General features: G+C 54.3%; 11 protein-coding genes. 8 read left to right on the top strand and 3 right to left on the bottom strand.

Annotated features, from left to right (window positions below; all coding sequences use genetic code 11):
• Positions 1 to 47 precede the first annotated feature (47 nt).
• Together CMO10_RS02930 and CMO10_RS02925 are read right to left on the bottom strand one after the other, a co-directional pair.
• Complete coding sequence (locus CMO10_RS02930) at positions 48 to 1,055, bottom strand: ABC transporter permease (RefSeq protein ID WP_297018792.1); 1,008 nt, start codon at positions 1,053 to 1,055, stop codon at positions 48 to 50.
• Positions 1,056 to 1,250: 195 nt separating this feature from the next.
• Positions 1,251 to 2,840 (bottom strand): ABC transporter substrate-binding protein, encoded by a 1,590-nt coding sequence (locus CMO10_RS02925; RefSeq protein WP_297018791.1) that lies wholly within the window; start codon positions 2,838 to 2,840, stop codon positions 1,251 to 1,253.
• Between the two features lie 861 nt (positions 2,841 to 3,701).
• On the opposite strand from CMO10_RS02925, the gene CMO10_RS02920 reads away from it, so the two are divergent.
• Together CMO10_RS02920 and CMO10_RS02915 are read left to right on the top strand one after the other, a co-directional pair.
• Positions 3,702 to 4,115, top strand: a complete 414-nt coding sequence (locus CMO10_RS02920) for a universal stress protein (RefSeq protein ID WP_044826937.1) — start codon at positions 3,702 to 3,704, stop codon at positions 4,113 to 4,115.
• 66 nt (positions 4,116 to 4,181) lie between these two features.
• Positions 4,182 to 5,852 (top strand): BCCT family transporter, encoded by a 1,671-nt coding sequence (locus CMO10_RS02915; RefSeq protein WP_297018790.1) that lies wholly within the window; start codon positions 4,182 to 4,184, stop codon positions 5,850 to 5,852.
• Positions 5,853 to 5,977: 125 nt separating this feature from the next.
• On the opposite strand, the gene CMO10_RS02910 is transcribed toward CMO10_RS02915, so the two are convergent.
• On the bottom strand, positions 5,978 to 6,436 hold the full coding sequence (locus tag CMO10_RS02910; protein ID WP_297018789.1) for an META domain-containing protein: 459 nt from the start codon (positions 6,434 to 6,436) through the stop codon (positions 5,978 to 5,980).
• Positions 6,437 to 6,661: 225 nt separating this feature from the next.
• On the opposite strand from CMO10_RS02910, the gene CMO10_RS02905 reads away from it, so the two are divergent.
• The 6 genes from CMO10_RS02905 to CMO10_RS02880 all read left to right on the top strand — a co-directional run bounded on the left by CMO10_RS02905 (position 6,662) and on the right by CMO10_RS02880 (position 12,227).
• Positions 6,662 to 7,657: an Ldh family oxidoreductase gene (locus CMO10_RS02905; protein ID WP_297018788.1), complete on the top strand. Its 996-nt coding sequence runs from the start codon at positions 6,662 to 6,664 to the stop codon at positions 7,655 to 7,657.
• A gap of 302 nt (positions 7,658 to 7,959) precedes the next feature.
• Positions 7,960 to 8,805, top strand: a complete 846-nt coding sequence (gene phnC / locus CMO10_RS02900) for a phosphonate ABC transporter ATP-binding protein (protein WP_297018787.1) — start codon at positions 7,960 to 7,962, stop codon at positions 8,803 to 8,805.
• A gap of 70 nt (positions 8,806 to 8,875) precedes the next feature.
• Positions 8,876 to 9,892 (top strand): phosphonate ABC transporter substrate-binding protein, encoded by a 1,017-nt coding sequence (gene phnD / locus CMO10_RS02895; RefSeq protein ID WP_297018786.1) that lies wholly within the window; start codon positions 8,876 to 8,878, stop codon positions 9,890 to 9,892.
• Positions 9,893 to 9,960: 68 nt separating this feature from the next.
• Complete coding sequence (gene phnE, locus CMO10_RS02890; RefSeq protein ID WP_297018785.1) at positions 9,961 to 10,773, top strand: phosphonate ABC transporter, permease protein PhnE; 813 nt, start codon at positions 9,961 to 9,963, stop codon at positions 10,771 to 10,773.
• A gap of 3 nt (positions 10,774 to 10,776) precedes the next feature.
• A complete protein-coding gene (locus tag CMO10_RS02885) occupies positions 10,777 to 11,424 on the top strand; it encodes an LbetaH domain-containing protein (RefSeq protein ID WP_297018784.1) in 648 nt (215 codons plus the stop codon).
• A gap of 101 nt (positions 11,425 to 11,525) precedes the next feature.
• Positions 11,526 to 12,227: a DUF1045 domain-containing protein gene (locus tag CMO10_RS02880; protein ID WP_297018783.1), complete on the top strand. Its 702-nt coding sequence runs from the start codon at positions 11,526 to 11,528 to the stop codon at positions 12,225 to 12,227.

The raw sequence follows: 12,227 nt of genomic DNA, 5'->3' as shown, positions 1-12,227 counted from the left end.
AATGCCCAGAATTCCGATCCAGGCGGTCAGCGGGATTTCACGTAATCTCATCGCGGATGCCTCAGTCTCGGATTGGCGACAATGGCGACGATATCGGCCGCCATGTTGAGCAGGATATACACCGCCGCAAAGATCAGGCCACAGGCCTGCACAACGGGCATGTCACGCACTGTCACGGCATCAACCATATACTGGCCCATACCCGGATAGACGAAGACAACCTCGACCACGACAACACCAACCACGAGATAGGCAAGGTTAAGCGCCACCACGTTGACGATCGGGGCAATGGCGTTCGGTGCTGCGTGTTTGACAATCGCCTTGAACGCGCCAAGGCCTTTAAGCTCGGCCGTCTCCATATAGGCCGATGACATGACGCTGATGATCGCTGCACGCGTCATGCGCATCATGTGGGCCAGAACAACCATCACAAGGGTGGCTGTCGGCAAGGCAATTGCCGCCAGTCGTTCCGACCAGGGCATATTGTCATAAACCGTGGACGGGAAGGTCGCGCCCCCCATCTGAACGGCAAAGAACACGATCAGGATATAACCGATAAAGAATTCCGGCAGCGAGATCGCCGCAAGCGAGACCACGTTGATCACGCGATCCGGAATGCGGTTGCGATAGTGAACTGCAACCATGCCAAGACCAACCGCAAGCGGGACGGAAATTGCTGCAGCAAAGAAGGCCAGGAACAGCGAGTTGCCAAGACGTTTGGTGATCTGTTCGGTCACCGGCGCGCCACTGGCCCAGCTATTGCCAAAGTCGCCTTGGACAACCCCGCCAAGCCATTCGAAATAGCGCGTGGTGATCGGGCGATCCAGACCAAGGTCTTCGCGGATATTGGCAATCGACTGCGGTGTTGCAGACTGCCCAAGATAGGTTTCGGCGAAATCACCCGGAAGGGCTTCAACGCCAGCAAAAATCAGGACTGAAACAGCCCAGAGCAACAACACACTCAAGCCCAGTCGTTCGGCAATCAGTACCGATAACGGATGGGTTTCTTTCAGTCTGTGTCGTGCGGCTCGCACGCCGGCCAAAGGACTGGCCATGAACACATACTCCCCTAATTGGCCTGAACGGAAATTCAAGACGGGTGGGACGGCAAAGGGTGTTTTGCCTCCATCTGGAAATTTCGATCAGACCATGTGTCAAACAAACAGGCGAACAACAAGACGGGGACCACGGCCCAAAAGGCCGTGATCCCGCAAGTCTTCAGTCAAAGGAATGCAAGGCACTCCGACGAATTAGCTGTTGAGCCACAGACGCGTCGCAACATAACCGTTCGACATGTCATTACCGATGTCATCGACAAAGCCGGAAACGTTGGTCGTGGTTGCGTTCACGAAGTCGTTGAACATCGGCAGGATCAGACCACCGGTGTCACGGACCATCAGCGCCATGTCGTGGTACATTTCCTTACGCTTGGCCTGGTCGAGTTCCGCACGTGCTTCAAGAAGGATCTTGTCGAACTCGGTATTGAAGAAGCGGGTGTCGTTCCAGTCAGCGCTCGACAGATAGGCGGTCGAGTACATCTGGTCCTGGGTCGGACGACCACCCCAGTAAGAGGTCGAGAACGGCTGAACGTTCCAGACGTTCGACCAGTAACCGTCACCCGGCTCACGTTTGATTTCGATGTCGATACCGGCTTTTTTCGCGGTTTCCTGATACAGGACCGCAGCATCAACGGCACCCGGGAAGGCCACGTCGGACGTACGCAACAGAACCGAACCGTCATGGCCGGACTTCTTGAAGTGGAAGGCTGCCTTGTCCGGATCATATGCGCGCTGCTCGATTCCTTCCGGGAACAGGGCATAGGTTTCGTTGATCGGGAAATCGTTACCGACCTTGCCGTAACCGCCAAGGATCTTTTCGACCATGGTTTCGCGGTCCATCGCATATTTCAGCGCCAGACGCAGGTCGTTGTTATCGAACGGTGCGGTGTTGCAATGCATGATGAAGACATAGTGGCCGCGACCCGAAGTGGTCTGAATTTCGACATTCGGTGCACGCTTGAGAAGGCCAACGGTCTTCGGATCAACGCGGTTGATGAAGTGAACCTGACCCGATGACAGGGCTGCCATACGTGCGGTCGCGTCGTTCATCACGATCATTTCGACGGAATCAACAAAGCCGCGATCGGTGCGCCAGTCATTTTCGTTTTTAACAAACGTTGCGCGCACGCCGGCTTCGAAATTGTCGATCTTGAACGGGCCGGTACCGATACCGGCATTCGGGTTGTCATAACCACCACCCGGCTGGATCACGAGGTGGTAGTCACTCAGCAACAGCGGAAGGTCGGCATTGCCTTCAGACAGCGTCAGAACAAGGTCGCCGCCCTTGTTTTCGATGCCCTTGATCGAGCCCAGAACACCCAGCGCGCCGGACTCGGACTTTTCGTCGGTGTGGCGGTTCAGGGTTTTGACAACATCGTCGATGGTCAGTTCTGCGCCATCATGGAACTCGACACCCTTGCGGATTTTGAACGTCCAGACCGATGCATCTGCATTCGGTTCCCAGGATTCTGCAAGCGACGGAACGGCAAGGCCGCTGGTCGGATGCGATTCAACCAGGGTGTCACCCCAGTTGCGGTTCATGGCAAAGGTGAATTGCGAAGAAGATTTTGCCGGATCAACAACGTCGGTCGAAGAGCCGCCCTGAAGGCCAAGTTTCAGATGCCCGCCGCGTTTGGGTTCCTGCGCCATGGCCGACTTGCCATAGAGGCTTGTGGCTGCAGCAAGGGTCAGGCCGGCGGCCATCGAACGGCCGATGAATTCACGACGGTTCATTTCATGTGCGGTGACGCGTGACGCGAAATGCTTGATAGGGTCAGTCATCCCTGTTCCTTCTCTGATGCTTTTGGTCTTGTTGAATTATTTAAATGGTGTGGCAGTACCTGCCCGCGATTTGGTTGTGCTTGGTTTTGCGGGTTTGGGTGTCGTTCGGACACAAACGGGCATGCAGCAAAAAGACGTGCTGTTGCGCCATGTCACCGTTTTGCACAGTTTGTGAACTCCCCCGTTTGGCCACAATAAATTTCCCCTTTCGGGTGTGTGCACGGCCATGGATGGTTGCCTCTGACGAGGTGCATCCAGCAAATATGTTCGCTCCGAACCAATGATGTCCGGGCGCGAAAGCACATGTTGTGTGGGACAGACAGTGCACAAATCGCGCACATCGTGACACGAGTTTGGGGCCTGCATCAAGCCAAGTGCGCGGTGCAGTATGTTTTTTCGGCATCCGGGGATAGATTTCTGGTCGCAAATCTTCTCTGAAAAATAGAATAGATATCCGATGGATTTTTCCAAGAAACGCCTTGCCTGATAAGGGGTTTACAGGTGGGGAAACCGCTGTCGCACTTGGCGTGATCTTCGTATGAAAAAAAAATTAAAATTTTCGGGTTCGAACATCAAAAATGCCCATCAAGGGCCTGGTTGGGCCTGTTGGCAAATCAAAAAATAATCGCTTTGACGATTCGACGAGAAGCCCAGAGTTGCACTGGAAACAGCGTAATTTTCACGAACAAATATTGTCAAATATGACGCACAAGTTTTGCAGCAAATATTGCAGTAATGTTTGTGTGCACTTTCGAAAGTGCCTTTTTGATTTTGATGACCGTCGATGTTAGGCTCTGAGCGCTACCCTGATATTTTGTGAAATCATGAAGTTCAGGGGTGGTGCACATAACGGAGGAATGAATGTATCAGAAGATGCTCGTGCCTGTCGATTTGGCCCACGTTGATAAATTGGATAAAGCAATTAAAACGGCGGTCGATCTAGCCAAGCATTACAAGGCCGAGATAAGCCTTCTCGGTGTCGGTACCAACACACCGTCATCGGTTGCGCATACACCGAAGGAATTTGAACAGAAACTGCAGGCATTTGCCGAGGATCTGGCGTCCAAACACGGTGTAAGCACCAAGGCCGTTACCCACATTTCGCATGATCCCGCGGTGGATCTTAGCAAGGAACTTGTCGCCAAGGCCGACGAACTGGGCGCTGACGTCATTGTCATGGCATCGCATGTGCCCGGTATTGCCGACCACATTTTTGCGTCTCATGGCGGATATGTGGCGTCTCACTCGGATCTTTCCGTATTCCTCGTGCGTTAGGGAATACGAACGAACAATTTTACGGCTAGGGGTAGCTGTATATTCATTTAACCTAGGGAGTTTCAAATGGGGTCTGAAGCTGACACGGGCATTGAAAGCCCGGACGGTGCAGCGAACCCGATTGATACAGAATATGAAATCGGGCAGGACAATATCCAGGCAGAGATCGGGCCATTTGGATTGGATGTCCATAACCCGGTCTTTCTGATTTCGGGTCTTGCAATTGTTGCTTTCGTCTTTCTTACCCTGGCCTTTCAGGAAAGTGTCGGGCCGATGTTCAACGACCTGCGTGGTTGGCTGACATCGTCGCTTGACTGGTTCTTCCTGTCTGCGGCCAACGTATTTGTCGTGTTGTGTCTGTTCCTGATTGTTTCACCGCTTGGCCGTGTGCGCCTTGGCGGTGCGGACGCAACACCGGATTATTCCTATTCCGGCTGGTTTGCCATGCTGTTTGCTGCAGGCATGGGCATTGGTCTGATGTTCTATGGCGTGTCTGAACCGATTTCGCATTTCACGTCCTCGATGGGCGGGATTTCGGTCGGCGATGATGGCATGCGTACCGACTGGGCGCCGCTGGGTGCTGCTGCCGGTGATACGGATGCTGCCTTCGATCTTGGCATGGCTGCGACCATCTTCCACTGGGGGCTGCACCCTTGGGCGATCTATGCCACGGTGGCGCTCGCACTGGCGCTGTTTTCGTTTAACAAGGGTCTTCCGCTGACCGTTCGTTCGATCTTCTATCCGATCTTTGGCGAGCGCGTCTGGGGTTGGACCGGTCATATCATTGATATTCTGGCCGTGTTTGCGACCCTGTTTGGTCTTGCGACCTCGCTTGGTTTCGGCGCGGAACAGGCCAATGCCGGGCTTGATTACCTGTTTGGCATTTCTGTTTCCGATACCTCGAAGGTCTTCCTGATCATCGGGATTACCGGCGTGGCACTGATTTCGGTTCTGGCTGGTCTGGATGCAGGGGTTAAACGCCTTTCGGAGATCAACATGATCCTGGCAGCCCTTCTGCTGCTGTTTGTTGTGGCGGTTGGCCCGACGATGGAAATCATTACTGGTTTCTTCTCAAGCCTGCTTTCCTATGCGGAGTATCTGCCGGCGCTTTCGAACCCGATCGGTCGTGATGATGCCAACTTCAGCCAGGGCTGGACGTCCTTCTATTGGGCGTGGTGGATTTCCTGGTCACCGTTTGTCGGCATGTTCATCGCACGTGTTTCGCGTGGCCGTACGGTCCGTGAATTCATCACCTGCGTTCTGATCATTCCGTCGCTGGTTTGTGTCCTGTGGATGACTGCCTTTGGCGGTACCGCCGTTCACATGGTGACCGAAGGCGTTTCGTCGATTGCCGAAGCCGGTCTGCCGATCAAGCTGTTCACCATGCTTGACCAGCTTCCGATGCAAGCCATCACGTCCTTCATCGGCATTGTCCTTGTGATCGTGTTCTTTGTGACCTCGTCTGACTCCGGTTCGCTCGTGATTGATACCATCACGGCAGGCGGCAAGGTCGACGCACCTGTTCCGCAGCGTGTGTTCTGGTGCACCTTCGAGGGGCTGGTCGCAATTGCACTGTTGCTTGGCGGTGGTCTCGGCGCATTGCAGGCAATGGCCGTATCGACGGGCTTCCCGTTTGCGATTGTGCTGCTGTTTGCCTGCTACTCGATCATTCAGGGTCTGCGCTCTGAACCCAAGGCGGTTGGCGCGAACTCCGAAGCGACCGAAAGCAAAGACTAAAATATCGACATTTATGTATCGCGGCGATCTGATCGCTGCGATACATCGTCAAACGAAAGGGGCACCATTTGGTGCCCCTTTTTGCTGTGCGCAACATGCTGCGCTGAAATCTGTACCTGGAATGTTCAGGGTGCAGTGGAAGTCAGCTCGATCACGACGTTGCCGGCGCTGTCTTTGAGAACCAGGTTGCCATCGACCATGTCCCAACTGTTGACCAGAACAAGCGCACCGCTAAAGGCACTTTCGATCCGCATGGCTTCTTCTGCGATACAGAACTTCCGTGTCATGGCAAGCTGCGCAACACCAAGCGACGCTCCGGATTGCTCGTAGCCGCCGGAATACTGATTGCAGCCGGCATTGCCAGAAACCATGCCATCGGCGGAAAAGGTGGCGGTTGCCATTGCAGTTTCTGTCGGCGACAGGGTGCCATTGCCGTCTTTGACCTGCACCAGATGCCATTCCTGACCGGCAACATCTGACCACGGTGTGTTCATTGTGCTGGTTGATGTCGCGCTGCAGGCTGCAAGCAACAGCGACGAGGCCAGAGCGACTGATGAAACGATTGCGTGCTTTGCCCGATGCATTTCCGATTTCCTGTTCTGCGTGTTCCGTGATGGGCAACACTGCCATCTGTGCGTGGAATGAGGATAGCACATTTTAAATGTCGATTGGCCAAACGTGGTGTCGGTGTGCGCTGCAATGAAAACGCCTTTGCGCGCGGGCATGGCTTGCGGCTATGGTGAGTTTCCCTTTGGCGCAGGATCCGTGCGCCGATACAGCCCCAGTTTCAAAGCCAAGGTCACCAGACGATGAAGATTTCCCTCAAAGATGCCCACGCGCTTGTGTGTGAAACGCTGATGCGCTGCAACGTGCGGGCGGATAATGCCGCATCGGTCGCGACTGCGTTGGTCAATGCCGAGGCATCTGGCCAGGGTGGACATGGATTTCGTCGGGTGCCGGCCTATTCCGCACAGGCAAAGATCGGCAAGGTCGATGGCATGATCAGTCCGGTCTTTGAAAAGCCCGTACCCGGTGTGTTGCGCATTGATGCGCAGCATGGCTTTGCCTATCCGGCCCTTGATCTGATGATGGAACATCTGCCGGATATGGCGCGCAGTCAGGGGATCGCGATTGCATCAATCCATCGATCGCACCATGCAGGTGTTATGGGCTTGACCGTCGAACGCCTTGCCGAGCAGGGATTGGCAGCCATGATGTTTGCCAATGCGCCCGCTGCAATGGCGGCATGGGGTGGTCGCCGTCCGATGTTTGGTACAAACCCGATTGCCTTTGGCGTGCCGGTTGGTGATGCCGGTGATCCGATCATTATTGACCTCGCCCTTTCAAAGGTTGCCCGCGGCAAGATCATGGCGGCCCGACAAAAGGGCGCGGAGATTCCCGATGACTGGGCGCTTGATGTCGATGGCAATCCGACAACGGACGCCCAAAGGGCGCTGGATGGCACGATGATCCCGGCCGGTGGTGTAAAGGGTGCAGCCCTTGCCATGATGGTCGAGCTTCTGGCCGCCGGTTTGACCGGTGCACAGTTCGGTCATCAATCCTCGTCGCTTTTTGATGACAAGGGTGCGCCGCCTGCATTGGGCCAGTTGATCATCGCAATCGATCCGATGGCAACCGGCGGGGCCGGGGTAATGGATCACCTTGCCAGCATCGCAAACGAGATCGCCGCCGAAGAAGGCGTGCGCTTGCCCGGCCGTCGTGGCAAGCAAGCCCGTGCACTTGCCGAAGCCGAGGGGCTTGATGTCGAAGACGACATCATCGATACGATCAATGGCATCAAATAAAGATTTCCGATTTTAAAGAGTAAACCGGACCTGCGGATTTCACGGTTGGTTATTTATTTTTGCAAACTCTTGGGATGCGGAATTACTCACACAAATATGATGCCAATTTGTGTGAATGTTACAGAAAGTCGTTCATTTTTCGATATGAACGCTGTTTTCAATATTTGATGTATAGACAAGTTTGATTGTTGTCGGGGCGATATGCGCCGCGTAATCATCGAACTGTAACATCAGTGTCACCGTAGAGTCGCGGTTTGTGCGTAGCTTCTTGATCCAGCGAAACACATTCAGGCGACTCTTTGATGCTGGTTGTAGATATCTCTGGACTGAACAAAAGCTTTACCCGCGACAAGCGCGCTCTTAGGGACGTGAAACTGCAGGTACGTGAAGGCGAAATGGTCGCCCTGATCGGCGCATCAGGTTCAGGCAAATCCACTTTGATCCGTCATATTGCTGGTCTGTTGCGCGGGGATCGCGATGGCGGCAAGATCGCTGTGTTTGGTGAAACTATTCAGGAAAATGGGCGGATTTCACGCGGGGCACGCAAAGTACGTTCTGAAATCGGTGTTGTTTTCCAGCAGTTCAATCTGGTCAGCCGTCTTTCGGTTCTCACCAACGTTCTGATGGGGCTTTTGGGTCGTGTTCCGGCATGGCGCGGGTCGCTTGGCCTGTTTACCAAGGCCGAAAAGATGCGCGCCATGAGTGCGCTGCATCGCGTTGGCATTGATGCCCATGCTGCCAAAAAGGCTCGTAACCTTTCAGGTGGTCAGCAGCAGCGCGCAGCAATTGCACGCACCATCACACAGGGTGCCCGCCTTATTCTTGCTGACGAGCCGATCGCATCGCTTGATCCGGCATCCTCGCGCAAGGTGATGAATACGCTTGATCGTGTGAACCGCGAAGACAACGTCACCGTCATCGTATCGCTTCATCAGGTTGATTACGCCAAGGACTACTGCAAACGCACCATCGCCATGCGCGATGGTGAAGTTGTTTTTGACGGACCGTCAACCGAACTGACGCCGCAATTCCTGCAGGAATTGTACGGCGAACATTCTTCCGAGCTTTTTGCCGATGGTGCGACGGAGGCCGCAGCGCCTGCCTCAAAACCCGTCGCAGAAAAGGACCTGGCTGTCGCAACAAGCTAGCCGGGCCAGTTGTCATGACTGCCTTACCTTCTCGAAACATGTCCAAATCTATTCTGACAGGGGACTTCTAATGAACGTTAAGACAATCGCATCCGCAGCATTTGCGGCCACGATGCTGGCATCCGTCGTTGCCAAAGCCGATGTAGAATTCAAGCCGCTGGAGCAGGATCCGGAAAGCCTTGTTTTCGGCATCATTTCCACGGAATCGACTTCCAACCTTAAAGCTCAGTGGCAGCCGCTGATCGACGACATGTCCGAAGCACTCGACATGGAAGTCGAAGCGTTCTTCGCACCGGACTATGCCGGCATCATCGAGGGCATGCGTTTTGGCAAGGTTCACGTTGGCTGGTTCGGCAACAAGTCCGCGATGGAAGCTGTTGACCGTGCGGGTGGCGAAATCTTCGTTCAGACCTCCAAATCCGATGGTTCGAACGGTTACTATTCCCACATCATCACCCAGGCTGATAACGACAAGCTGAACTCGCTTGAAGATCTTCTGAAATGTGATGGTTCGCTGAACTTCGGTATCGGTGATCCGAACTCGACCTCGGGCTTCCTGGTTCCGTCCTACTATGTGTTTGCACAGAACGGTGCTGATCCGAAAGAGTGCTTCAAGACTGTTCGCAACGCGAACCACGAAACCAACCTGATGGCGACTGCCAATGCACAGGTTGATGCCGCTGCCAACAACTCCGAGCAGCTTGCACGTACCCAGATGAACAAGCCGGAAGTCACCGAAAAGGTCAAAGTGATCTGGACCTCGCCGCTGATCCCGTCTGACCCGATGGTGTATCGCAAAGACATGTCGCGTGAACTGAAATCACGCATCAAGGCATTCTTCCTCGGTTATGGCCGCTTTGGCGATGTTGAAGGTGCCAAGGAAGTTCTCGCCAACAACTCTGATGGCATGGGCCTCTTCATGGAAAGCTCCAACGCGCAGCTTTATCCGATCCGTCAGCTTGCACTGTTCAAAGACAAGCTGAAAATTCAGAACACCGAAGAGCTTTCTGATGAAGAGAAAGCAAAACGTGTTGCTGAGATCGACGAGAAACTTGCTGAGCTCGACATTCTGGTTTCCTACCAGTAATCGGACTTTCGACGGGGAGTGCACGCATCGTGCGCTCCCTGTTTGCTTTTACTTCCGGGATTTAAATGATGAACAGCAGCATTTCTTCGACATCATCTGTCGCAACGGAGCTCCCGCCGCGTGATCTGAAACGCTCGGCCTCAAGCTTCCTGCTTTGGGCGGTTATCCTTGGTCTTCTGGCTATGTCGTGGGAGGGCGCGGACATGCGTCCGATGACGCTGTTTGAAAACAGCGGCAACATGGTCGACTTCGCCGAGGGCTTCTTCCCGCCGGACTTTCTGATGTGGAAGATGTATGTCGAAGAAATGTGGATCACCATCCAGATCGCGATCTGGGGTACAGCACTTTCCATCGTGTGTTCCATCCCGTTTGGTATTCTTTCCTCTGAAAACATCGTGCCGTTCTGGGTCTATCAGCCGGTTCGTCGTTTGATGGACTCCTTCCGTGCGATCAACGAAATGGTCTTTGCCATGCTGTTCGTTGTTGCGGTCGGGCTTGGTCCGTTTGCCGGTGTCCTGGCGCTTTGGATTCACACCACGGGTGTTCTTGCCAAACTCTTTTCCGAGGCGGTCGAGGCAATTGATCCTGAACCGGTCGAAGGCATTCGGGCGACCGGTGCCAATGCCCTTCAGGAAGTTATTTTTGGCGTCATCCCGCAGGTTCTGCCGCTGTGGATTTCCTATTCGCTCTATCGCTTTGAATCGAATGTGCGCTCCGCAACGGTGCTTGGCATTGTGGGGGCCGGTGGTATCGGCATGGTGCTTTGGGAATATATCCGCGGTTTCTATTACGCCGAAACGGCCGCCGTCATGATCATCATCATCATTTCTGTCAGCCTGCTCGACATGGGTTCGCAGCGTCTGCGCAAACTGGTGACCTGATCGATGGGGTTCAAGATCACGCAGGCCAAACCGGCGATGAAGGCATTGTCGGAACGGCCAACGATTGATGACAGTGCGATTGTTGTCGATTGCGACATGGGGGTCTGGACCGAAGTCGGTGCACGCACCTCCATGCGCGAAACGAAAATGGATGATTATTCCTATGTCGTGAATGACAGCGAGATCATCTACTCTGATATAGGCAAGTTCGTAAACATCGCCGCGCATACGCGCATCAACCCGGGACAGCATCCGATGGACCGGGCCTCGATGCATCATTTCCAGTATCGTTCCAGCGCCTATGAACTGGGTGAAGACGATCGTGCCTTCTTTGACTGGCGCCGTGAAAAGCGTGTTCGTCTTGAACATGATGTCTGGATCGGGCACGGGGCGATTGTGCAAGGTGGTGTGACCATCGGCATCGGTTCTGTTGTTGGTTCCGGTGCGGTGGTGACCAAGGATGTCGCGCCCTACACGATTGTGACGGGCATTCCGGCCGCCCCCCTTCGTCCAAGGTTTGAGGCCGACATCGTCGATGCCCTGCTGCGCATTCGCTGGTGGGACTGGTCGCACGAAATGCTGCGCGAAAGATTGCAGGATTTCCGCAAGCTTTCGGTTCGTGATTTCTGCCTGAAATACGATACCGTCTAAGCAATCGGACTTTCTCAGTGATAAGATCCGCGCCGGAGGTTAGTCTAAATTACTCCGGCGCTTCTTGTTTCCTCATCTGTTTTTATTTCCAGAGCTCATCCATGATCGAACAATACCAACGCTATGGCATCTACTACGCGCCAGAACCGCAAAGCGCGTTGGGGCAGTTTGGCAATACCTGGCTTGGGCGTGATCCGGAAAGTAGCGACAGTTTGGCGCGTCCGGCAGTCACGGGCTTAAGCGATGCTGACATCGCGGCAGGAACAACATCACCCCGCCGCTATGGCTTTCACGGCACACTTAAACCGCCCTTTGCATTATCGGTCGGTAAAGATCGGGCTGAGCTTGAAGCATCCCTTGCCAGCCTTTGCCAAACAATCGCGCCGGTCGCCTGCGGGCCATTGATGTTAAAATCAATCGGCCGGTTTCTGGCGCTTGTCCCGACCAAGCCGGTTGCGCCTTTGGCCGATCTTGCGGCAACGCTGGTGCGTGAACTTGATGCTTTCCGCCAACCTGAAGATGAAGCGGCAATGAACAAGCGCCGTGCGGCGGGCCTGACGGATCGGCAGGAAGAAAATCTTGTGCGCTGGGGTTATCCCTACGTCATGGAAGAATTTCGCTTCCACCTGACATTGACCAATAAGCTTTCTGATGACCAGATCGTGCCGTTTACAAACGCACTATCTGATTTGGTCGCAACGCTTTGCGAGGCGCCGTTTGTGGTTAGAGAAGTCTGCCTGTTTGGGGATCCAGGCGATCAGAAACCGTTCAGATTACTGAAGCGGTTCCCGCTTGCAGGATAG

The sequence above is a fragment of the Thalassospira sp. genome, assembly GCF_002709775.1.
Lineage (GTDB): Bacteria > Pseudomonadota > Alphaproteobacteria > Rhodospirillales > Thalassospiraceae > Thalassospira.
This window is presented reverse-complemented; position numbering and strand designations above follow the sequence as displayed.